Origin of the sequence: Streptomyces sp. TN58 (assembly GCF_001941845.1) — a bacterium.
Classification (GTDB): Bacteria; Actinomycetota; Actinomycetes; order Streptomycetales; family Streptomycetaceae; genus Streptomyces.
Window position 1 is genome coordinate 2093941 of the sequence record NZ_CP018870.1, and the last position, 21631, is coordinate 2115571.

Sequence of the window (21631 nt, forward strand, 5' to 3'; positions counted from 1 at the left end):
CGGTTTCGTCGCTCGCAGGTCCTGTCCTTATGTGCGGCATACCGCGTCCGTAGTACGCGGTACTACTCCGCGGCTACTCCACGCGGGGCCGGACGAGTCCCGATTCGTAGGCGATGACCACCAGTTGCGCCCTGTCGCGGGCGCCGAGCTTGGCCATGGCCCGGTTCACGTGCGTCTTGACGGTGAGGGGGCTGACCTCCAGCCGGGCGGCGATGGCGTCGTTGGACAGGCCCGCGGCGACGTGTACGAGGACCTCGCGCTCCCGGACGGTCAGCGCGGCGAGCCGTTCCGCGTGGATCCCGGCCGCGGCGCCGGCCGCGGCCGGGTCGGCGCCGCCGCCCTGGGCGAGGAAGGTGGCGATGAGCCCCTTGGTGGCGGTCGGCGAGAGCAGGGCCTCGCCGGCGGCGGCGACGCGGATTGCGTTGAGCAGCTCGTCGGGCTCGGCGCCCTTGCCGAGGAAGCCGGAGGCGCCCGCCCGCAGGGCCGAGACCACGTACTCGTCGACCTCGAAGGTGGTCAGCATCACCACGCGCACGGCGGCGAGTTCGGGGTCGGCACTGATCATCCGGGTGGCGGCGAGACCGTCGGTGCCGGGCATCCGGATGTCCATCAGTACGACGTCGGGCCGCTCCCGCCGGGCGACGGCGAAGGCCTGCGCCCCGTCGGCGGCCTCCCCGACGACCTCCATGTCGGGCTCGGAGTCCACCAATACCCGGAAGGCGCTGCGCAGCAGGGCCTGGTCGTCGGCGAGCAGCACCTTGATGGGCGCGCCGGGCCCGGTGGGCGTCGCGGGGGGCAGGTCCGTCGGAGTGTGGTCCACGGGGTGAGGGTACGCGGGCCCGCCGGCGGCTCTGGCGGCCCCGGTGGCGCCGGCGGGCAGGACGGTCCTCAGCCGAGGGCGAGGACGACGAGGGCGGCGGTGGCGGCCACCTCGGCGAGGGCGCCGAACACGTCGCCGGTGACCCCGTCGAAGCGGCGTACGCAGCGGCGCAGCAGCACCTCCGCGGCGAGCAGGGCCGCGAGGACCGCCGCCGCGGACCGGGCTGCGGCGGGCAGGCCCGCCGGGAGGGCGGCGGCCGCGGCGGCCGCGGCGACGAGGATGGCGAGGGCGGCGGCCGCGGGGCGGGGGACGACACCGGCGACCGCGGCTCCGAGCCCTTCGGGGCGGGCGGCCGGGACGCCTTCGCGGGAGGCCAGGGTCATGGCGAGGCGGGCCGTGACGGCGGCGGTGACGGCGGCGAGCGCGCCGCGGATCCAGCTGTCGGCGTAGATCTCGCCGAGGGCGGCCGTCTGCACGAGCAGGACGACGACCAGGGCGATCACGCCGAAGGGTCCGATGTCGGACTTCTTCATGACGCGCAGGGCCTCGTCCGCCGGTTTGGCGCTGCCCAGCCCGTCGGCGGTGTCGGCCAGTCCGTCCAGGTGCAGGCCGCGGGTCAGGGCGGCCGGTACGGCGGCGGTGACGGCGGCGGCCAGCAGGGGACCGGCGCCGAGCAGCAGGAGCAGTACGCCGGGGGCGGCCGCGAGCACGCCGACGGCCAGTCCGGCGAGCGGGGCGCAGGCCATTCCGGTGCGGGCCGCGGGGCGGTCCCAGCGCGTGATGCGGGCCGGCAGCACGGTGAGGGTGCCGAAGGCGAAGCGCACGCCGTCGCGGAACGAGGCGCGTTCCGTGGGCGGCGTGGGGAGCGGATCGTCGAACGAATCTGTCATCGGCGCGAACGCTACCCGCTCGGAGTGGGCGGTAAATTACCCATTACCGTCCAAACAGGGAGTCAGTGGGATGGGTCACTGGTGGTATCGGAACATCCTTGAGCCGGGGAAGCTGCCCATGCTGCTCGCCCTGCTGTCCTTCGTGACGTCGTTCCTGGTCACCCGTGTGATCACCCGCATGATCCGGGCCGGCCGCGGCCCCTTCAAGAACGTCACTCCGGGCGGCCTGCACATCCACCACGTGGTGCCGGGCGTGATCCTCGTGATCATCGGCGGTTTCGGTGCGATCGGCAGCGCCCAGCACGGCTTCGGATCGGCCCTCTCGGCCGTGATCTTCGGTCTGGGCGCCGGCCTGGTCCTGGACGAGTTCGCGCTGATCCTGCACCTCGACGACGTCTACTGGAGCGAGCAGGGCCGCAAGAGCGTGGAGATCGTCGTCGTGACGGCCGCGGTGGTGGCCCTGGTCCTGGGCGGGTTCGTGCCGTTCGGGGTGAACGACCTGACGCCCGAGGAGCGTCAGAGCCGCGGTCTGGTGGTGATGAACGCGGCCGGCAACTTCTGCCTGGCCCTGATCGCCCTGTGGAAGGGCAAGGCGCGCACCGCGCTGTTCGGTGTCGTCATCCCCTTCGTGGCACTGGTCGGCGCGATCCGGCTGGCCCGGCCCGGCTCCCCGTACGCGAAGCGGTTCTATGCGAACCGGCCGCGCGCCCGGGCCAGGGCGGGGCTGCGGGCGTTCCACCACGACCGGCGCTGGACGCGGCGTCGGCGCAGGTTCGAGGAGTTCATCGGTGGCGCCCCGGATCCGCGGCCGGTGTCCATGGAGAAGCCGCCGCTGCCTCTGGAGAAGCCGCCCGAGCCGCGGGAGTGAAGGCGCGGGCCGCGAGCCCGGTACGCGCGGCCGCGAGCCCGGTACGCGACGGCGGGCCCTCCCCCTGCCCGGGGAAGGGCCCGCCGCGGTGTCGGCAACCGGTCTCGGGTCCGTCTGCTGCTCAGCCCGGGATCAGGCCGTCGTCGCTGAGCATCTCCCTGACCTCCTCCAGGCTCGCGTCGGGCGCCGGCAGGATCAGCTCGGACGGTTCCAGCGCGTCGTCCGGCAGCGGCGTACCCAGCCGCCGTACGGCGTCGAGGAGCGCACCCAGCGTCCGCCGGAAGCCCGCCTCGTCACCGGACTCCATCTCCGCGAGCAGTTCGTCGTCAAGCCTGTTCAGCTCGGGAAGGTGGCCGTCGGCCACCTCCACCTGGCCTTCCCCCATGATGCGGACGATCATGACGGGCCCCGTCCTACTGCTTGTCGAAGCGGTGCCGGCTCTGCGGCTGCTGGGCGTCGCCCTGGGCGCCGCCTTCGATGGCCTGCTGCTGCGCGGACGGGCCGCCGGCCAGCTCCGCCTTCATCCGCTGGAGCTCCAGCTCCACGTCCGTACCGCCCGACAGGCGGTCCAGCTCGGCCTGGATGTCGTCCTTGGAGCCGAGGCCGCTCTGGTCGTCGAGCGCGCCGGAGGCCAGCAGCTCGTCGATCGCGCCGGCGCGGGCCTGCAGCTGGGCGGTCTTGTCCTCGGCCCGCTGGATGGCCAGGCCGACGTCGCTCATCTCCTCGGAGATGCCGGAGAACGACTCCGCGATCCGGGTCTGGGCCTGCGCCGCGGTGTAGGTGGCCTTGATGGTCTCCTTCTTCGTGCGGAAGGCGTCCACCTTGGCCTGGAGGCGCTGTGCGGCCAGCGTCAGCTTCTCCTCCTCGCCCTGGAGGGTCTGGTGCTGCACCTCCAGGTCGCTCACCTGCTGCTGCAGCGAGGCGCGGCGGGACAGGGCCTCGCGCGCCAGGTCCTCGCGGCCCAGGGCGAGGGCCTTGCGGCCCTGGTCCTCCAGCTTGGCGGACTGGCCCTGCAGCTGGTTCAGCTGCAGTTCGAGGCGCTTGCGGGAGGTCGCCACGTCGGCGACGCCGCGCCGCACCTTCTGCAGCAGTTCGAGCTGCTTCTGGTACGAGTAGTCGAGGGTTTCGCGCGGGTCCTCGGCCCGGTCAAGGGCCTTGTTCGCCTTCGCGCGGAAGATCATCCCCATACGCTTCATGACACCGCTCATGGGCTTCGCGCGCCCCCTTCTAGACGGACTGTGCTCCAGGTCACCGACAGGACCCACAGTACGGGCCCTGTCTCCATTACCGCACTGTTCGAGGACGGATGCGCTCCTCCTCCAGGACGACTACGCCTCCGCCGTGTCAGGCGTGAGGAGTAGGTGGGTCCCCGACCGCGCGGAGGGGTGGCCGCCGCACGGACCGTGCACAGGGAAGGACGCCCGCCGTTGCCGGATCGTTCCCCGCCGGGGTGGGGGGCCGTGCCCGCAACCACGTAGGCTTGGGTTTTGTGTTTGGTAGCCGCTCCTCCAAGGAAGAGAAGGCCGCCGCCACCGACAAGGTGAGCGCCGACCTCTCGCAGCCCCGTGACCCGCAGGCCCCCAAGGGCCGCCCTACGCCGAAGCGCGCCGTGGCACAGTCGCAGCGCAGGTCCGTCGTGGCCTCGACCGGCAACCGCAAGGAGGACGCGAAGCGAGCCCGTGAGCGTCGCCGTGTGGAGATGGCCAAGCAGCGCGAGGCGCTGGCCAACGGCGACGAGCGCTATCTGCCGACCCGGGACAAGGGCCCCGTCCGCAGGTACGTCCGTGACTTCGTGGACTCCCGCTTCTCGGTCGCCGAGATGTTCCTGCCGCTGGCCGTCGTCATCCTCGTGCTCAGCATGGTGCGGCAGCCCGCGATCCAGAACATCGCGCTGCTGCTGTGGCTCGCCGTGATCGTGCTGATCGTCCTCGACTCCGTCGGCCTGGGCTTCCGCCTGCGCAAGGCGCTCAACCAGCGCTTCCCGAACGAGCCGCGCCGCGGCGCCGTCGCGTACGGCATCATGCGCACCCTGCAGATGCGCCGGCTGCGCCTGCCGAAGCCGCAGGTCAAGCGCGGGGAACGGCCCTGAGCGGAGGGACGCCCGGCGCGTCGGGGGAAGGCTTCGCCGAGGGGGCAAGGCTCTGGCTGGAGGGCCTGGGCGGACTGCGCAACGCGGTCCGTCAGGAGCTCGTGGGCCGTCAGGTCGACGAGCAGATCGCGCAGCGCTTCCCCGTGGGGCAGCGGCTGCGCGTCCTCGACGTCGGCATGGGCCAGGGAACCCAGGCGCTGCGCCTCGCGCGTGCCGGGCACAAGGTGACGGGCCTGGAGCAGGACCCGGGCATGCTGGCCGTCGCCCGTGAGGCGCTGGCCGCGGAGCCCGCGGGGATCCAGGACCGGGTCGAGCTGCGTGAGGGGGACGGGCGCGAGACCGGCGCCCACTTCCTCCCGGGCAGCTTCGACGTCGTTCTGTGCCACGGGGTACTGATGTACGTACCCGAGCCGGACGCCATGCTCGCCGGGCTGGCCCGGATGCTGGCCCCTGGCGGACTGCTGTCCCTCCTGGTGCGCAACGGCGACGCGCTCGCCATGCGGCCGGGCCTGGACGGCGACTGGAAGGCGGCACTGGCCGCCTTCGACAGCACCGACTACACCAACCGGCTGGGCCTGGACGTACGCGCCGACCGGCTGGCCGGGCTGACCGCGACGCTGTCGGGGATCGGTGCGCCGCTGCAGTCCTGGTACGGCGTACGCGTCTTCACCGACGGCACCGAGGCCGGCGAGACCCTGCCGCCCGACGAGGAGCTGGAGCGGCTGCTGGCCGCCGAGGACCGCGCGGGCCGCACGGACCCCTACCGGGGTGTCGCCGCGCTGCTGCACCTGTGCGGAGTCCGGGGCTGACAGCCCGGCCCGTGCGGCCCGCCGGAGGTCCGGCGGGCCGCACGGCCGTCAGGGCCGGCCGCCCCGCGGGGTCAGGCCTCCAGTGCGGAGCGCAGGCTCATCGTGTAGAGCTCGGTGCCGCTGTCGTCGGACAGCTTCACCTGTTCGGTACCGCCTTCCAGCAGGTCCTTCCAGTACTCGCCGATCCAGGACTCCGCGTCGCCCTGCGTGGTGAACTCCTCGGGTACCACCGACGGGCTCGCCTCCGCGCCGTCGGCCGTCTCGAACCGCCACGTCCACGCCATGTCCGCCTCCGTTGCTCGTCCGCTGCTCACACGCTTCTCGCCTTGAGTGTGCCCGCAGAGTAACCGGGCGCGCAGCAGTCTCCGCGACGCGGGAGGATCATCCTGTGGAACTCACTCTGCTCGGCACCGGCACCCCCGTGGGCCTGCCCCGCCCCGGCTGCCCCTGTGCGGCCTGCGCCGTCTCCGTCGGTCCGCGCTCCCGCGCGGCGACCGCGGTCCTCGTCGACGGCGCGCTGCTGCTCGACCTGACCCCCGGCGCGGTGCTGGCCGGCGCCCGGGCGGGGCATTCGCTGTCCGGGGTGCGGCAGGTGCTGCTGACCCACCCGCACGACGGGCCCGCGGTGGAGCTGCCGCCGGGGCTGCCGACCGCGGGGCGGGTGCCGGACGGGCAGGAGCTGTCGGTGATCTCCGGGCACCGGGTGCGTGCGGTGCCGATGGACGCGCCGGGCACCGGGTACGAGGTGGTGGGGCCGGACGGCGCCCGCCTGCTGTACCTGCCGCCGGGCGGGGCGCCCGCCGGGACCTCCGGGCAGAACGGGCAGCGCCCGTACGACGTGGTGCTGGCCGACGTGCCGGGCCGGCCGGAGGCGCTGGCGCGGCTGCGGGCGAGCGGGGCCGTCGGCCCGGCCACCGACGTGATCGCCGTCCACCTCGACCACGACGTGCCGCCGGGCCCGGAGCTGGCGCGCCGGCTGGCGGCCGCCGGGGCGCGGGCGGTGCCGGACGGGACGACCGTGCTCGTCGGGGAGTACGACGCGGTACCGGACCTGCCGCGGCGCACGCTGGTGCTGGGCGGGGCCCGCTCGGGCAAGTCGGTTGAGGCGGAGCGGCGGCTGGAGTCCTTCCCCGAGGTGGTCTACGCGGCCACCGGCGGCACCCGGGACGGGGACGCGGAGTGGGCGCGGCGGGTCGGTCTGCACCGGGAGCGCCGGCCGGCGGGCTGGCGGACGGTGGAGACGTGCGACCTGGTCCCGCTGCTCGCCGCCGACGGGCCTCCGCTGCTGGTCGACTGCCTGGCGCTGTGGCTGACCGACGCCATGGACCGGGCCGGGGCGTGGGACGACGAGGTGTGGGCCGAGCGGGGGCGGCGGCAGCTGGACGAGCGGACGGCCGATCTGGTGGCGGCCGTACGCGCGACCCGCCGCCAGGTGGTGCTGGTGAGCAACGAGGTCGGGTCGGGCGTCGTACCGGCGACCGCCTCGGGGCGGCGTTTCCGTGACGAGCTGGGCCGGCTGAACGCGCGGGTGGCGGGCGAGTGCGAGCACGTCCTGCTCGTCGTCGCGGGGCAGGCGAGCGTGCTGAAGGGGTAGGGAGTGTTGCGACAGTGGCGTCGTCCGCCCGCAGGGCGGTGCTCGCGGTCTCTGGTGCGGTGCCTCGCAGGGCGGAGGGTCGTCCGCGTACCGCGGTGGTACGCGGGCGACCCCGACAACGCCGCGAGGTGCCGTGCCAGGCGCCGCGAGCCGGACGGGACTTTCGCAACACGCCCCAGGCGACGCCGACTTCGCCCGGCCCACGACGCCCCCGAGGGGCCGGGTGCGGGTGGAGCCGCTGAGGCCTGAGGGAGGGCTTCACCGGCTGTACTCTCTGGCAGATGAGCACGCTGAATCTCGACGACTTCTCCGATCTGATCGAGCGCCCCGACGGGGGCGTCCGGCGTGACGCCGAGGAACACCGTCAGCGCCTCGCCGTGCCGCCCGGCGCGCTGGGGCGGCTCGACGAGCTCGCCGAGTGGCTCGCCGCCGCGCAGGGGCAGGTCCCGGTCAGGGCCGTCGAGCGGCCCCGCGTGGTGCTTTTCGCCGCCGACCACGGGATCGCCGCCCAGGGGGTGTCCGCCCGGGCCGCGTCCACCGCCCACGAGCTGGTGCGGTCCGTGCTCGACGGGTCCAGCCCGGTCGCGGTCCTGGCCCGCCGGTTCGGCGCCACGATACGGATCGTCGACGCCGGGCTCGACTGCGATCCGGGGCTGCTGCCCGAGGACGTGGTGGCGCACCGCGTGCGGCGCGGCAGCGGCCGGATCGACACCGAGGACGCGCTGACGGTCGAGGAGGCGCAGGCCGCGCTGCGGCTCGGCATGAGGATCGCCGACGAGGAGGCGGACTCCGGGACCGACCTGGTCGTCCTGGGCGACCTGAGCGTCGGCGGGACGACCGTCGCCGCGACCCTCGTCGCCGCCCTGTGCGGAACGGACTCGTCGGTGGTGACGGGCCGTGGCGGCCGGCCCATCGACGACCTGGCCTGGATGCGCAAGTGCGCCGCGATCCGCGACGCGCTGCGCCGGGCCCGCCCGGTGCTGGGCGACCAGGTCGCGCTGCTGGCCGCGGTCGGCGGCGCGGACGTGGCCGCCATCACCGGATTCCTGCTCCAGTGTGCGGTGCGCCGTACGCCCGTCATCCTCGACGGTGTTGTTTCGGCCGCGTGCGGACTGGTCGCGCAGCGGGCCGCGTTCCGGGCTCCTGACTGGTGGCTGGCGGGTCAGGCGAGCGGCGAGCCGGGTCAGGCGAAGGCACTTGACCGAATGGCGCTCAACCCCGTGCTCGATCACGGCGTCACAGTGGGTGAAGGCACCGGGGCATTGCTGGCTCTCCCCCTCGTCCAGGCGGCCGCCGCACTCGCGGCGGAGCTTCCTGAACGGGCGGCGGAGGAGCCGACGGAATGAGCCGCCGGGGGCCGCGGCCCTGACCAGGCCGCGGCCCCCGACCGCACCATCACGGACAGCGACGCCCCATATGATCGCTTTTTATGGGAGAGGTCCGTTTGACCAGCGCAGAGACCGACCGCACCGCCGCACCGGCGACCGGTCCGTCATCCGGCAGGAAAGAGACCGGCGGGGACTCCGCCGGCAAGGCGGCGGGGGGCGGCCGGGAGACCGGTCGGGGGAGCGCCCGCTCACAGCGCGGAGCCGCGTTCGCGGTCTGGTACCTGCGCGTCGTCACCTTCGTCAACTTCCTCAGCGCGGTGTGGGTTTCACTCGGGCAGGACCTGCGGCGCCACAACATCGAGGACTTCTACACCCCGTACATGCTCACCGCGGGCTTCGCGTCGGGCCTGTTCACGATGCTGCTGGCCGTCACCCTCGGCCGCCGCAAGCGGGCCTCCTGGATCCTCAACCTGGTCCTGAGCGGCCTCCTCGCGCTGCTGCTCGCCTACGCCCTCTTCGCGTACGAGGAGATCCGCGAGCACCCGCAGAACTGGGTCTCCCTGGCCCTGACCGCGGCCTTCACCGGCGCCCTGCTGCTGGGCCGCCGCGAGTTCTACGCCAAGGGCGACCGCTCGAACCCGGCGTTCGCCGCCGCCGTCGCCGCCGTCGGCCTTCTCGTCACCTCCCTGGTCGCCGCCCTCCTCGTGGGCGCCGCCAACACCTCCCCCGACAGCGCCCGCGTCTCCTTCCCGGAGCGCTGGAAGTACGGCGTGATGCGGCTGATCACCCTGGCGCCCGACGACCGGGCCTCCGCGGCGATCACCACACCCGGCTGGGTGGACGTCGTCGTCAACGTCATGTCGATGCTGCTGCTGCTCGCCGTGCTGTTCGCGGCGTTCCGCTCCCGCCGCGCCGTCGACCCGATCAGCGAGGAGGACGAGGAGCGGCTGCGGGCGCTGCTGGCCCGGCAGGGCGACCGCGACTCGCTCGGCTACTTCGCCCTGCGCCGCGAGAAGTCCGTCATCTGGTCCCCCACCGGCAAGGCCGCCGTCACCTACCGCGTCGTCGGCGGCGTCTCCCTCGCCTCCGGCGACCCGATCGGCGACCCGGAGGCCTGGCCCGGCGCCATCGACCCGTGGCTGGCCGAGGCCCGCGAGCACGGCTGGGTTCCGGCCGTGATGGGCGCGAGCGAGGAGGCCGGGCAGATCTACGCCCGGCACGGCCTGGACGCCCTCGAACTCGGCGACGAGGCGATCGTGGAGACCGCCGAGTTCACCCTGGAGGGCCGTGCCATGCGCACCGTCCGGCAGGCCTACAACCGCGTCAAGCGGGCCGGTTACACGGTCCGCATCCGCCGCCACGCCGACATCCCGGCCGAGGAGATGGCCGAGCTGGTGCGCCGCGCCGACGACTGGCGCGACGGCGCGACCGAGCGCGGCTTCTCCATGGCGCTGGGCCGCCTCGGCGACCCCGCCGACGGCCAGTGCGTGATGCTGGAGTGCACCGACGGCAACGGCGATCTGCGGGCCGTGCTGTCCTTCGTGCCGTGGGGGGCCAAGGGCCTGTCGCTGGACCTGATGCGCCGTGACCGGGACTCAGAGAACGGCCTGATGGAGTTCATGGTCATCGAACTCCTCGAACGGTCCAGGGAGATCGGGGTCACCCAGGTCTCGCTGAACTTCGCGATGTTCCGGTCGGTCTTCGAGCGCGGGTCCAGGCTCGGAGCGGGTCCGGTGCTGCGCATGTGGCGCTCGCTGCTGAGCTTCTTCTCCCGCTGGTGGCAGATCGAGTCCCTCTACCGGGCGAACGCCAAATACCGGCCGATCTGGGAACCGCGGTTCATGCTCTTCGAGAAGAGTTCGGACCTGCTGCGGATCGGTGTCGCGGCCGGACGGGCCGAAGGCTTCCTGGAGGCCCCCGGCCTTCCGAAGTGGCTGCACCGCAGACACCTGGAGACCCGCCGTTGACAGCGCGGAACACCACCCCACTGCGGCGGTTCGCCCGCCGCGAGTGGGGCCCCATGTTCTGGACCGTCCGTGACGCGCTCGTCCACGACACGTGGCGGGCCATCCCGATGACCCTGGGCGCGGTCTGCCTGACCGCGCTCTTCCAGGTCGTCCAGAACACCTCGTGGGGGTTCCGGCCGGTGCAGGACCTCGGGTCGGTCAAGGCCGCCGACCCGTTCTGGCTGGCCCTGCTGCGCACTCCCCTGTCGCTGTTCGTCCCGGCCCTCGACCTGCCGGTGTGGGGGGCGCTCGCCCAGATCCTGCTGGTCTTCGGCATCGCGGAGATCTGCATCGGCCGGCGGCGCACGCTGGTGATCGGCTACGTCGCCACCCTCGCCGGGACCACGTACGCGCGGGTCGGCCTCGCCCTGGGCCCGGAGCACCCGCTCGGCCTGCCGGTGTCCGACCGCGTCGTCAACGACACCGGGCCCTCGGCGGCGGTGGTCGGCCTCGCCGTCTACCTCTGCTGGCGCCACCGGGCGTACCTGACCGGCGCCCTGGTGATCCTCGCCATGATCGGCGAGGTGCTGGTCAAGAACAACCTCGCGGGCAAGGAGCACCTGGCGGCCATCGCCGTCGTCATGGCCGGGTGCGTGGTCCGGGCGCAGTGGGGCCCGGTGCGGTCCGGTGTTCCGCTAGGTCCTGTCCGGAGTTCCGGCGCGGGAGAAGGAGCCGCAACGCCGCGGGGGAATTCCAGACAGGACCCAGGGCAGGGCCCTCCGCCCTGATCCGCCGGACTGATCCGCCGGACGCGGCCCGGGGCCCGTCCCGGCAGGCCGTACCGTATCCGGGTGACGACAGACCTCGGGCGGTTCGCCCCCACCCGGCAGTGGATGCGGACCCATCCGCTGGCCACCGACGCCGTGCTGGCGTTCGGCGCGCTCGTCGCCATGGTCGTCGGCTCCTTCGCCGACCCGCATGGTCCGCACGGGCCGACCTTCGGGACGCGCACCCCCGATCCCTTCTCCCTGCTCCTGATGCTCCTCGGCTCGGCCGCGCTGGTGTTCCGGCGCCGACAGCCGCGGGCCGTGCTCGCCGTGACCTGCGGGCTGTCGCTGCTGGAGCTGACCACCGGGGAGCCCCGGGCGCCCGTCGCGATGTGCACGGTGATCGCCCTGTACACGGTCGCGGCTCTCACCGACCGGCCCACGACCTGGCGGATCGGCCTGCTCACCATGGCGGGCATGACCGGGGTGGCGATGCTCGCCGGGCCGCTGCCCTGGTACGCGCAGGAGAACATCGGGATCTTCGCCTGGACGGGCATGGCCGCGGCCGCCGGGGACGCCGTACGCAGCCGGCGGGCCTTCGTCGACGCCATCCGGGAGCGGGCGGACCGGGCCGAACGGACCCGCGACGAGGAGGCCCGCCGCCGGGTCGCGGAGGAACGGCTGCGGATCGCCCGGGACCTCCACGACGTGGTGGCCCACCACATCGCGCTGGTCAACGTGCAGGCGGGGGTGGCCGCGCACGTCATGGACAAGCGGCCCGACCAGGCCAAGGAGGCGCTGGCCCACGTACGGGACGCCAGCCGGTCCGCGCTGAACGAGCTGCGGGCGACCGTCGGCCTGCTGCGGCAGTCCGGCGACCCGGAGGCACCGACGGAGCCGGCGCCGGGACTGGCGGTCCTCGACGAACTGGTGGACACCTTCCGGCACGCCGGGCTGCCGGTGGAGGTGATCGTCCAGCTGGACTGCGGGACGGGGCCGCTGCCGGCCGCGGTGGACCTGGCGGCGTACCGGGTGATCCAGGAGGCGCTGACCAACGTACGCAAGCACGCGGGGCCCGACGCGCGGGCCGAGGTGAGCGTGGTCCGGGTCGGCCCGTCGGTGGAGGTGACCGTGCTGGACGACGGGGGCACGGAGCCCGGCGCCACCGAGCCGGGGGGAGGGCACGGGCTCCTCGGCATGCGGGAGCGGGCCTCCGCCCTGGGTGGCTCCTGCTCCACGGGCCCCCGCTTCGGCGGCGGCTACCGCGTCCACGCCGTCCTCCCCTGGTCCTGACCGCCGCCCCTCTCCCGGACTCCGCCCGACCCCGTCACCCCGGCTGCGCCCGACCCCCCTCTCCCGTCTCCCCGGCTGCGCCACATTGACCCTGGGGGCACATCCAGCCGGGGCCAGGCAACTCCAGCCTCGCCGGCGTTTGAGGCGCGGGGTCTGGGGCAGCGCCCCAGGAATCCCGGCTCCGCCGGGCACCGGGCTCCGCCCGGACCCGCGCCTCAAACGCCGGCGGGGCTGGAATTGCCGGCGCAGCCGGGAAGCAGGCGGGGCAGCCGGGAAGGCGCCGCGGCAGGCGGGCAGGCCGGAAGCAGGCAGGGCAGCGGCGCAGGCGGGCAGCCGGGAGCTCGGCGGGGTGCCGGCGGGGCTAGGGGCAGGTTTTGCGCCAGGCGTCCAGGTCGTACCTCTTCCGCAGCGAGCTCAGCCCCAGCTCGCGCGAGCGTTCGCAGAAGCGCGACGGGGACAGTTCGTACTCCGCGTGGAAGACCGCCTTGCCCGCTTCGACGAAGGGGGTCAGGCGCTCGCACTCCTCGTACTGCGCGCACTGCTCGTTGACCGCGAAGTCGAAGTCCCCGACGAGCTGCGGGATCTGGTCGAGGTCGTTCTTCAGGCCGACGGCCATGCCCCGGTCGTGGGCGAGTTTCGCGATCAGCCGGTTGTAGCGGAGCTGGTCGTCGGCGGTGAGCGGGAAGCCGGAGGTGTTCTGGTAGCCGTCCATGTTGTCCGGTTCGACCGCGTCGAAGCCCTTGTCCCGGCACATGTCGAACCGCTTGGCCATCAGCGGTTCCAGCTCCGCCGTCCGCCGGATGTCCAGCCAGCGCTCTCCCTCCCAGCCGTTGCCCTTGCCCAGCAGGTCCCGAGGGAACGCTTCTGCGTCGGGCCGCCAGTCCTCCCACGCCCCGGTCGAGAGGTAGCAGATGGTCTTGCGCCCGGCCTTCTTCAGGACCGCCACCTGCTCCTTGGTGGTGTTGAAGCCGTCGACGTCGTAGACGGGCGCCTTGACCGAGGTGTCGAGCCTTCCGGTGAGCTGCCACTGCCAGCCGGTGCCGGGCGGGGGCTGCCAGCGCTGTCCGGGGGCGAGTTCCGGCCAGCGGTACGGTTCGTCGTCGTCCTCACCGTCCGGTCCGGCCGTACAGGCGGCGAGCAGCAGCAGCGGCAGGACCAGCAGGAGCCGTAGCGGCCGCGGCGCCCTCATCCCGCCGCCTCCAGGGCGTACGGGAGGGTGCCCCACGGGTGCGGTCCGGTGCCCGGAACGGCGCAGTGCACGCCCGCGCCCCGCTCCGCCGCCAGCTCCCCGGCCAGCCGGGCGGCGAGTTCGCCGGGCGGGACGGCGTAGACGAGGTGGCAGAACCGCTGGGCCGGGTGGTCGGCCGTCCAGGGCGGCGGCGGCTCGGCGTCCCGGTAGGCGTCCCAGGGGCCCTCGAAGGTGACGAGCAGGTCGGCGAGTTCGGCGTAGCCGGGATGCGGGTGGGCGCCGTGGTTGAGGACGAGGGTCTGGGCGCCCGCGGCCCGGGCGGCGACCGTGAGCCGCCGGTAGTGCGGGAGGAGTTCGGGGTCGGCGCAGGCCTGGTCGAGGAAGGCCCCGTCGGTGGCGTACCAGTCGCGGTGGCGCAGCAGGTCCTGCACCACCGCGGCGTGCGGACGCCTTCCGTAGTCGGTGTCGGCGTAGCCGAGTACGGGTACCCCGGCCTCCCGGAGCCGCTCGGCGACGAGGGCGAACCGCTCGTCGCGGGCGGCGCCGGGCCCGCTGTCGGGGTTGAGCACCACCGAGTGCAGCCGGTCCGCGCAGCGGATGAGCCGCTCCCAGGCGTCGGGCCGGTCGGCGGGATGCTCGTAGAGGGGCACCAGCAGCATGGGGTCCTTCTTCTCGTCCGTGTCGTGCGTCTCGTGCGTCATCGGTGGGCGGTCGCGCGGCCGAGGAGCAGGCAGACCAGGGCGGCCAGGGCCGCCGCGGCGGTGCCGGCCACGGCCAGCTGGACGGCGCGGGGCTGGCCCAGCCCGGTCAGCAGGGCCACGCTCTGGGCGACGGCGGCCGAGGCGCAGACCACCGCCGCGGGCCGGACGGCTCCGAAGGACTGCAGCAGCAGTCCGCTCCACATCACCGCGCCGAGCAGCAGCAGGGTCGCGACGCGGACTCCGGTGAGCCCCGGGGCTCCGGGCCACAGCAGGGTTCCGGCCAGTCCGAGGGCCAGCAGCACCACCAGGTAGGTGCTCAGGCAGCGGGTCAGCGTGGTGAGCATCCTGGTCCGGAACTGCCGGGGCGAGCGGGCTCCCTGGAGTCCGGAGAGGCTGCCGCTGCGGAAGCGGTGCAGCAGCCACTCGGCGGGTCCCATGCTGAGGGTGAGGGCCACCGCCGACGGTGCGGCGACGGCCTCCGCGGGGCCTCCGGCGAGCACCTCGCCCAGGGCGGCGTAGAGCACGAGCAGGCCGGTGCCGAGGCCGAAGACCCCGAAGGGCACCGAGTCCCCGAGCCGGGGGCCGCGGGGGGTGTACTCCTCCTCGGCTCCGCGGAGCATCTGCCAGCGCACGGGTCCGACCCTGGCGGGCCGGCGGGTGGCCCGGCCCCGGATCCGGTGCGCGGCGCTCCGCAGGCCGTCGGCCAGCGGCAGTTCCCGTACGGCGAGGGTGCAGGCGGCCAGCAGGGACGCCACGAGCAGGGTCACCCGAACCGGCACGGGCAGGTCCACGAAGAGCACCGCCAGGGCGCCGGCGGCCATGGGGGCGAGGGCGGCGAGGAGCAGCCGCTCCCGGCCGAGGACCAGCAGGACGGTGGCGGCTCCGACGTAGAGGGCCTGTCCGGCGGCGAAGGCGTAGGAGAACGGCGGCCCGCCGGGCACGGCCAGGGCCGCGGCGGTGCCCAGTACGGCTCCGGCGGGGGCGCCGACGAGCAGGGTCCGCCCGGCGGCGCCCCGGTCGCCGAGGCCGAGCCAGGAGTAGGCGCGGTGGGACAGGGCCTGGTCCCAGACCCAGCCGATGAGCGCCCCCGCGAGCAGGGTCAGCGTCCCGGCGGGCAGGCCGAGCCGGTCCTGGGGGCCTTCGAGGAGGGGCGCTCCGAGGAGGTAGGCCAGGCCGGGCAGCGCGAAGATGACCCCGCGCAGCAGGCAGGCGGCGAGGGAGACCTTCCAGGGGTCGGGGGCGGGCCCCGGGTCCGGGAAGGAGCGGGGCACGCGGGCGTAGAGATCCTCGGCGAGGGCGAAGGAGTCGTGGCGGCCGTAGGTGAGGCGGATGTACTCGTCCGTCATGCCGTCGGATTCGAGGACGGCGGCGATCTCGTCGGGGTGGACGGCGGAGGCGATGAACACGTCGAGGCGTTCGGCCAGTTCGTCCATCGGGTCGGCGGCGGGCCCGGGGCCCCCGGGACGCGGCCGGGGGATCGCCGGGAGCGTGCCGGAGCCGGAGCCGGAGCCGGAGCCCGGGCCGGGGCCGGGCGGTTTGAGCCAGAGGGATCCGCTCACCACAGGCTCCCGTCGGCGGCGAGTTCGCGGTACCAGGGGTCGGCGAGCCGCTGGGTCCAGGCGTCGCCCGCGTGGACGGGCAGGACGGGCTGGCCGGCGAGTTCCCGGTAGATGTGGCGGAAGCCGTCCACGGACTGGTGGAGGGTGAACTTCTCCACCACCCTGCGGCGGGACATCCGGCCGAGCTCGGCGCGGCGCCGGTCGTCGCGGAGCAGGGCGAGGGTGGCGCGGGCCATGGTCTCGGGCTCTCGCGGGGGGACGACGAGACCGGTGTCGCCGACGGCCTCGCGGACTCCGCCGACGTCGGTGGAGACGGTGGTGCGGCCGCAGGACATGGCTTCGATGATGCTGAAGGGGAAGCCCTCGCTGATGGAGGAGAGCATGACGACGCTGCCGGCCGCATAGGCCTTGGCCACCTGTTCGATGCGGCCCTCGTAGGTGATGCCGTCGGTCACGCCGAGTTCGGCGGCGAGTTTCTCCAGGCGGAGCTTGTAGTCCTCGCAGCCGGCCGGCACGGGGCCGAAGAGGCGCAGCCGCAGGGCGGGCAGTTCCTCGCGCATGAAGGCGTAGGCGCGGATCAGGGTTTCGAGGTCCTTGATCGGGTCGATGCGGCCGCACCAGCTGAGGGTGGGCACGTCCGGTTCGGCGCCCGCCTCCGGGAAGGCGTGCGGGTCGACGCCGTTGTAGACGGTGCGGATCCGGGTCGAGTCGGCGCCGCCGCGCTCCTCCCACCGGCGGTTGTACTGGTTGCAGGGGGTGATGAGGTCGGCCTGGCGGTAGCCCTCGGTGTTGAGCTCCCGGTAGAAGGCGAGCATGAGCGCCTTGACGGGCCAGCGCTGCTCGGCGGTGCGGTAGCCGAGGTAGCGCTCGCGCAGGTAGATGCCGTGCTCGGTGAGGAGGAAGGGCACGCCGTCGAGGTGTTTGGCGGCGAGGGCGGGAAGGGTGGCGAGGCCGCTGCTGACGGCGTGCGCGACGCTGTCGGGCGGGATGCGTACCGCGAGCGGGCGCAGTGCGTGTTCCAGCAGGTCGGTCGCGGTGAGCGCGTCGTGGATGGTGGGCGCCGCCTGGGCGGTGGAGAGTCCGGGCCGGGTCCAGACGTTCATCAGGAGGCGCAGGACCGATTCGGAGCGCAGGGCCGGGGCGAGTTTCCCGGCGCGGGCCAGGACGGCCAGTTCGCGCAGGGCCTCGGAGAAGGTGCGGTCGGCGGGGTCGGCCGACGGGTGCAGCAGGGAGAGCAGGAAGCTCTCGTAGACCTGGGTGAAGCGGCGGTGGGCCCGGCCGCGTAAGGCCGACCGGCGTCCTCGTCCCGGCGGCGGGCCCCAGAGCGGGACGGCCGTGTGCCGGTAGACGTTGCGGGGCAGGTCCCAGGTGACCGGCTCGCGTCCGGAGCCGGTCAGGGCTATGACGTTGAAGTCGACCTCCGGCATGCCGCGGACCAGTTGGTCGCACCAGGTGCTGACGCCCCCGTGGACGTGTGGATAGGTGCCTTCGGTGAGCATGGTGACGTGACGCCCATGACTCATGCGGTGTGTCCCCCCAGGACGGAAAAGGGGCCGGCGCCCGTGGTTCGCGGAGCGCCGGCGCTGGGTGCTACTCGGTGGTGTCGAGCTGGACGGTCAGCTGGGCAGCGTGAGCTTGACGGCGCTCTGCAGCAGCTCGGGGGCGGTCCAGGTGGAACGGCTGCCGGCGTAGGCGGTGCCGAAGTCCGCCGAGCCGAGCAGCATCTGCTTCCTGGTGCCGTTGGGGGCGGTGACCGGGGCGACGACCCCGGACGGCGCCTTGATCGTGACGTCCTTGCCGATGCGGTAGGCGGTGACCTTGCCGTCGGCGAGGGCCTTGTCCCAGGCCGCGCGGCGCTGGAGCTCCACGCCGGTGTCCTTCATGGACTGGTTGACGATCGGCGCGCTGGGAGCGTAGAGGGCGCGGTAGGTGTCGAGGACCTGGTTGAGGACGGGGTAGAGGGTGCGGTCCTCGGCGAGGTTGGCCTGGTGGACGTAGTGCGGGCGGGGGTCGTTGGCCAGGACGTGGCGCAGGGCGGTGCGGGCCTCGGCGGGGACGATGTAGTCGAGGTAGCCGGTGTTGACGTCCAGCGGGGCGGGCAGGCAGGTGGAGGTCGCCGGGTTGTCCTCGCAGGCGCCGCTTCCGCCGTGGGCGCGGCTGGTGTAGATCCAGTTGTACTCGTCGGCCATCTCGGCGTTGGTGCCCGTGTTGTAGTAAACGTTCATCGGGTGCCGGGGGACGGTGAGGGCCGAGCCGACCGGCCGCTGGGCGGGTTCGCGGGAGTTGTCGCTGCCGGCCCACCTGACCCCGTTGTCGGCGAGGGCGCCCGCCAGGTTGGGGTTGTCCACGGGCTGCTGCGGAGCGGTCTTGAGGCCGGAGTGCTCGCCGGTGACGAGCTCGCTCCTGTCGAGGGTGATGCCCTTGGACGCGGCCCAGTTGTTGTTGTCGCGGATCTGGGCGGAGATCTCGGCGCGGCTCATGTACTGGATCGCGCCCTGGGCGTTCTTCGTGCAGGTCCACGGGATGACGGCGGCGTTCTGGACGCAGCCGAGGAACGGGTGGGTGTAGGTGTGGTTCATCCAGCGGTACTTGGCGCGGTCGGCGACCAGCTGGGCGGTCAGGTCGTCGACGCCGCCGTTCTCGGCCTTCCACTCCTCGCCGGCGCCGCCGTTGAAGAGCATGTCGAGCTTGAAGTTCTTGGAGGTCTGCCACTGCGCCGCGTACACGGCGTCGGCGGCGGACATCCGGATGGTGCTCTCCTTGCCCTCGCCGCCCTCGCAGGCGTAGTCGCCGGGCGTGCAGTTGAGTTCCTTGTTCCAGCGGGCGTCGGGGGCGAAGACGTCGTCGACGTGGACCGCGAAGTAGTTGCGGCTCTGGCCGAGGTGGATGCCCTGGGTCAGCCAGTCGACGATGCCGCGGGCGAGCAGCCGGAACTGCTGCTGGTGCTGGTTGTAGCCGAAGGTGACGACCAGTTCGCTGCGCCCGTCGTGCGTGTACTCGCCGACGAGGGAGGCACGTCCGGAGCCGACGGGGGCGTCGACGTAGCTGGTGTATCCGGCGCGGGGCTTGCCCATGTACCCGTAGCTCTCGGGGACCAGGGCGGAGTTGTCCTCGAAGGTGACCTGGCCCCCGAGGTAGGCGAACGGGCCGGCCTTGCCGGCGGTGGTGACGGCGGCCTGGGTGCCGTCGAGCTGTCCGCTGTAGCCGCCGTTGTCGGTGTACTCCAGCCCGACGCCCGGGTGCGCCCAGGTGTAGGCGTCGACCTGGCGGATTCCGTACGTCGTCTCGTACGCGGCGAGCGCGGCCATCTCGGCGGAGCCCTCGCCGAAGGGGTTCTCGTTGGGCAGGACCACGCCCTGGTACTTGGCGCGCGGCCGCCCGTCGACGGTGTCGCTGAGGAACGCCGCGTTGATGACCGGGCGGCCCGCGCTGCCCAGCTGGACGCGGGTGAAGGGCACTCCGGTGTCCCGGAGCTCCGCGGTGATCGCCTCGACCGAACTGCCGCCGTCGTCGACGACGAGCACCTTGAGGTCGATCCTCGGTGTCGTCACGGCCGCCTGGGCGGACGCGACGGGTACTGCCACGGACACCAGGGCGGCGGCCGCCATGACGGCGGCCAGCCTGTTCATCCGGTTCTTGTTGACCATTTCGGCCTTTCCCCCCGCAGGCGTCCCTCGACACGGCCCTAGGCGGTCGGCCGGGCCGGGGAGGCTCTGTGGAAATCATGCAAAAGGACCCCGCGTCCCCTTGCGAGAGTGGACCGAGTCTTTCGGACATCGTCAGGTCTACGGGGCAAACCTGGAGCAGAGTCCACGGATGGGTGAACCCGACGGCTGCTTGATCGAACAACTTGCCAAACCTTCGATTGGCGTACGGGCGAGTGGGTGCGCGTAGGCTCCCTTCAGGCGGCCGTCGGGCCCCGAATACGATCGCTACGGACGGCCGTCCACCCACTCGGCCCACACACACAAACGGAAGCGAGACTTCACCACCGTGACTGCTCTTACTCTCAGCACTGCCGGCGCGGCGACGCTGCGCGCCGACGCCCTCGTCGTCGGTGTCGCCAAGGGCCCCAAGGGCGCGATCGTCGCCGCGGGCGCCGAGGCCGTGGACAAGGCGTTCGACGGCAAGCTCGCCGGCGTCCTCGACGCGCTCGGCGCCTCGGGTGCCGAAGGCGAGGTCACCAAGCTGCCGGCCCCGGCGGGCCTCAAGGTCCCGGTCGTGCTGGCGGTGGGGCTCGGCTCCGTCCCGGAGAAGGACGAGTCGTTCGACGAGGAGGTGCTGCGCCGCGCCGCCGGCGCCGCCGCCCGCGCGCTGCACGGCAGCAAGAAGGCCGGCTTCGCCCTCCCCCTGGAAGACGCCTCCGCCGTGACGGCCGTCGCCGAGGGCGCGCTGCTGGGGGCGTACTCCTTCACCGCGTACCAGGGCGGCGAGAAGAAGGCCGGCAACGGCAAGGACTCCGGTCCGAAGCAGCCGCTCGCCGAGGTGGCGCTGCTGGGTGCCAAGCCGCGCGACAAGGAGCACAAGGCCGCCGCCGAGCGCGCCGCCGTCGTCGCGGCCGAGGTCAACGTCGCCCGTGACCTGGTGAACACCCCGCCGAACGACCTGACCCCCGAGGCCTTCGCCGCGGTCGCCTCGGCGGCCGCGAAGGAGAACGGCGTCAAGGTCCAGGTCCTGGACGAGAAGGCTCTGGTCAAGGGCGCCTACGGCGGCATCATGGGCGTCGGCAAGGGCTCCGAGAACCCGCCGCGCCTGGTGAAGCTCACCTACACGCACCCCAAGGCGGAGAAGACCCTCGCCTTCGTCGGCAAGGGCATCACCTACGACTCGGGCGGCATCTCCCTGAAGCCGGCCGGCCACAACGAGACGATGAAGTGCGACATGGCCGGCGCCGCCGCCGTCTTCGCCTCCGTCGTCGCGGCCGCGAAGCTGGGTCTGCGCGTCAACGTCACCGGCTGGCTCGCGCTCGCCGAGAACATGCCGTCCGGTTCCGCCACCAAGCCCGGTGACGTCCTGCGCATGTACAGCGGCAAGACGGTGGAGGTCCTCAACACGGACGCCGAGGGCCGCCTGGTCCTGGGTGACGCGCTGACCAAGGCCTCCGAGGACAACCCGGACGCGATCGTCGACGTCGCCACCCTGACCGGCGCGATGGTGCTGGCCCTCGGTGACCGCACCTTCGGGATCATGTCGAACGACGACGCCTTCCGTACGTCGATCCACGAGATCGCCGAGGAGGTCGGCGAGTCCTCCTGGCCGATGCCGCTCCCGGCGGAGCTGCGCAAGACCATGGACTCCCCCACCGCCGACATCGCCAACATGGGCGTCCGCATGGGCGGCGGCCTGGTCGCCGGCCTCTTCCTCCAGGAGTTCGTCGGCGAGGGCATCACCTGGGCGCACCTCGACATCGCCGGCCCCGCCTTCCACGAGGGCGCGCCGCACGGCTACACCCCCAAGGGCGGCACCGGCTCGGCCGTGCGCACCCTGGTGCGGCTGGCGGAGCGGACCGCCACGGGCGACCTGGGCTGACGCCCGCGGTGTGACGCGTACCGCACCCCGTGGCCCGACCGGGTCCCGGGGTGCGTTCTGCCGACGACGAAATCCGTAGGTTTCTACGCAGCGGTAACCCTCGCTTCGGAGAGAACGCCCTCTCACAACGTGGGCCCGGCGTCCCGCGTTCCCCCGACAAATGCGAAGATGGGTTCTCGGCAGGACAGGGCCCCCACCACAGGGCCGAAGAAACAGCGGCCGAATACCAGCCGCCGCCCGGTCACAGAG

The 21631-nt window shown here is 73.3% G+C and carries 19 protein-coding genes; 9 read left to right on the forward strand and 10 right to left on the reverse strand.

Annotation, left to right across the window (positions count from 1 at the left end; all coding sequences use genetic code 11):
• Positions 1-73: 73 nt before the first annotated feature.
• Together BSL84_RS09510 and BSL84_RS09515 are read right to left on the reverse strand one after the other, a co-directional pair.
• Positions 74-820 carry a response regulator gene (locus BSL84_RS09510; protein ID WP_234308525.1) on the reverse strand — a complete coding sequence of 249 codons (747 nt, stop codon included), beginning with the start codon at positions 818-820 and terminating at the stop codon, positions 74-76.
• Between the two features lie 68 nt (positions 821-888).
• A complete protein-coding gene (locus BSL84_RS09515) occupies positions 889-1710 on the reverse strand; it encodes an adenosylcobinamide-GDP ribazoletransferase (protein WP_045323303.1) in 822 nt (273 codons plus the stop codon).
• Positions 1711-1780: 70 nt separating this feature from the next.
• On the opposite strand from BSL84_RS09515, the gene BSL84_RS09520 reads away from it, so the two are divergent.
• On the forward strand, positions 1781-2578 hold the full coding sequence (locus BSL84_RS09520; RefSeq protein ID WP_075970160.1) for a hypothetical protein: 798 nt from the start codon (positions 1781-1783) through the stop codon (positions 2576-2578).
• Between the two features lie 121 nt (positions 2579-2699).
• Here the strand turns inward: BSL84_RS09520 and pspAA are convergent, their stop codons facing one another.
• Together pspAA and BSL84_RS09530 are read right to left on the reverse strand one after the other, a co-directional pair.
• Positions 2700-2978 (reverse strand): PspA-associated protein PspAA, encoded by a 279-nt coding sequence (pspAA, locus tag BSL84_RS09525; RefSeq protein WP_030031238.1) that lies wholly within the window; start codon positions 2976-2978, stop codon positions 2700-2702.
• Between the two features lie 13 nt (positions 2979-2991).
• Complete coding sequence (locus BSL84_RS09530; protein ID WP_075970161.1) at positions 2992-3786, reverse strand: PspA/IM30 family protein; 795 nt, start codon at positions 3784-3786, stop codon at positions 2992-2994.
• 242 nt (positions 3787-4028) lie between these two features.
• Between BSL84_RS09530 and BSL84_RS09535 the strand changes: the two genes are divergently transcribed.
• Positions 4029-4667 (forward strand): DUF3043 domain-containing protein, encoded by a 639-nt coding sequence (locus BSL84_RS09535; protein WP_075970162.1) that lies wholly within the window; start codon positions 4029-4031, stop codon positions 4665-4667.
• A gap of 56 nt (positions 4668-4723) precedes the next feature.
• The gene (locus tag BSL84_RS09540) at positions 4724-5476 is read left to right on the forward strand and encodes a class I SAM-dependent methyltransferase (protein WP_045323304.1); all 753 of its coding nucleotides are present in this window, start codon (positions 4724-4726) and stop codon (positions 5474-5476) included.
• Positions 5477-5547: 71 nt separating this feature from the next.
• On the opposite strand, the gene BSL84_RS09545 is transcribed toward BSL84_RS09540, so the two are convergent.
• Positions 5548-5760: a hypothetical protein gene (locus tag BSL84_RS09545; RefSeq protein ID WP_030031233.1), complete on the reverse strand. Its 213-nt coding sequence runs from the start codon at positions 5758-5760 to the stop codon at positions 5548-5550.
• A 104-nt stretch (positions 5761-5864) separates the two neighbouring features.
• On the opposite strand from BSL84_RS09545, the gene BSL84_RS09550 reads away from it, so the two are divergent.
• The 5 genes from BSL84_RS09550 (at position 5865) to BSL84_RS09570 (ending at position 12404) form a co-directional block, all read left to right on the forward strand.
• The gene (locus tag BSL84_RS09550) at positions 5865-7070 is read left to right on the forward strand and encodes a bifunctional adenosylcobinamide kinase/adenosylcobinamide-phosphate guanylyltransferase (protein ID WP_075970163.1); all 1206 of its coding nucleotides are present in this window, start codon (positions 5865-5867) and stop codon (positions 7068-7070) included.
• A 290-nt stretch (positions 7071-7360) separates the two neighbouring features.
• Positions 7361-8416 carry a nicotinate-nucleotide--dimethylbenzimidazole phosphoribosyltransferase gene (gene cobT, locus BSL84_RS09555; RefSeq protein WP_199816276.1) on the forward strand — a complete coding sequence of 352 codons (1056 nt, stop codon included), beginning with the start codon at positions 7361-7363 and terminating at the stop codon, positions 8414-8416.
• Between the two features lie 83 nt (positions 8417-8499).
• Positions 8500-10365, forward strand: a complete 1866-nt coding sequence (locus BSL84_RS09560; RefSeq protein WP_030029999.1) for a phosphatidylglycerol lysyltransferase domain-containing protein — start codon at positions 8500-8502, stop codon at positions 10363-10365.
• Positions 10366-10418: 53 nt separating this feature from the next.
• On the forward strand, positions 10419-11132 hold the full coding sequence (locus BSL84_RS36015; RefSeq protein WP_234308509.1) for a hypothetical protein: 714 nt from the start codon (positions 10419-10421) through the stop codon (positions 11130-11132).
• Positions 11133-11237: 105 nt separating this feature from the next.
• A complete protein-coding gene (locus BSL84_RS09570) occupies positions 11238-12404 on the forward strand; it encodes a sensor histidine kinase (protein ID WP_030029995.1) in 1167 nt (388 codons plus the stop codon).
• Between the two features lie 361 nt (positions 12405-12765).
• Here the strand turns inward: BSL84_RS09570 and BSL84_RS09575 are convergent, their stop codons facing one another.
• From BSL84_RS09575 to BSL84_RS09595, 5 genes are all read right to left on the reverse strand, one after another.
• Positions 12766-13593, reverse strand: a complete 828-nt coding sequence (locus tag BSL84_RS09575; protein ID WP_030033992.1) for an endo alpha-1,4 polygalactosaminidase — start codon at positions 13591-13593, stop codon at positions 12766-12768.
• Positions 13590-14294: a spherulation-specific family 4 protein gene (locus tag BSL84_RS09580; RefSeq protein ID WP_234308508.1), complete on the reverse strand. Its 705-nt coding sequence runs from the start codon at positions 14292-14294 to the stop codon at positions 13590-13592. Before BSL84_RS09580 ends, BSL84_RS09575 begins: the two co-directional genes overlap by 4 nt.
• Entirely contained in the window at positions 14291-15853 is a 1563-nt protein-coding gene (locus tag BSL84_RS09585; RefSeq protein WP_079273154.1) for a hypothetical protein, read from the reverse strand. Before BSL84_RS09585 ends, BSL84_RS09580 begins: the two co-directional genes overlap by 4 nt.
• Positions 15850-17376, reverse strand: a complete 1527-nt coding sequence (gene pelF / locus BSL84_RS09590; protein WP_030028078.1) for a GT4 family glycosyltransferase PelF — start codon at positions 17374-17376, stop codon at positions 15850-15852. The genes BSL84_RS09585 and pelF overlap by 4 nt, the downstream gene beginning before the upstream one ends.
• A 93-nt stretch (positions 17377-17469) precedes the next feature.
• On the reverse strand, positions 17470-19500 hold the full coding sequence (locus tag BSL84_RS09595) for a hypothetical protein (protein WP_045323177.1): 2031 nt from the start codon (positions 19498-19500) through the stop codon (positions 17470-17472).
• 346 nt (positions 19501-19846) lie between these two features.
• Here BSL84_RS09595 and BSL84_RS09600 point away from each other — a divergent pair, with 346 nt between their 5' ends.
• Entirely contained in the window at positions 19847-21382 is a 1536-nt protein-coding gene (locus tag BSL84_RS09600) for a leucyl aminopeptidase (RefSeq protein WP_075970165.1), read from the forward strand.
• Positions 21383-21631 lie beyond the last annotated feature (249 nt).

Coding starts and splice junctions, on each gene's coding strand:
- BSL84_RS09545 (WP_030031233.1), bottom strand. CDS start 5,760: ATGGCGTGGACGTGGCGGTTCGAGACGGCCGACGGCGCGGAGGCGAGC.
- BSL84_RS09560 (WP_030029999.1), top strand. CDS start 8,500: ATGGGAGAGGTCCGTTTGACCAGCGCAGAGACCGACCGCACCGCCGCA.
- BSL84_RS09595 (WP_045323177.1), bottom strand. CDS start 19,500: ATGGTCAACAAGAACCGGATGAACAGGCTGGCCGCCGTCATGGCGGCC.
- pspAA (WP_030031238.1), bottom strand. CDS start 2,978: ATGATCGTCCGCATCATGGGGGAAGGCCAGGTGGAGGTGGCCGACGGC.
- pelF (WP_030028078.1), bottom strand. CDS start 17,376: ATGAGTCATGGGCGTCACGTCACCATGCTCACCGAAGGCACCTATCCA.
- BSL84_RS09530 (WP_075970161.1), bottom strand. CDS start 3,786: ATGAGCGGTGTCATGAAGCGTATGGGGATGATCTTCCGCGCGAAGGCG.
- BSL84_RS09520 (WP_075970160.1), top strand. CDS start 1,781: ATGGGTCACTGGTGGTATCGGAACATCCTTGAGCCGGGGAAGCTGCCC.
- BSL84_RS36015 (WP_234308509.1), top strand. CDS start 10,419: ATGTTCTGGACCGTCCGTGACGCGCTCGTCCACGACACGTGGCGGGCC.
- BSL84_RS09580 (WP_234308508.1), bottom strand. CDS start 14,294: ATGACGCACGAGACGCACGACACGGACGAGAAGAAGGACCCCATGCTG.
- BSL84_RS09515 (WP_045323303.1), bottom strand. CDS start 1,710: ATGACAGATTCGTTCGACGATCCGCTCCCCACGCCGCCCACGGAACGC.
- BSL84_RS09570 (WP_030029995.1), top strand. CDS start 11,238: ATGCGGACCCATCCGCTGGCCACCGACGCCGTGCTGGCGTTCGGCGCG.
- BSL84_RS09575 (WP_030033992.1), bottom strand. CDS start 13,593: ATGAGGGCGCCGCGGCCGCTACGGCTCCTGCTGGTCCTGCCGCTGCTG.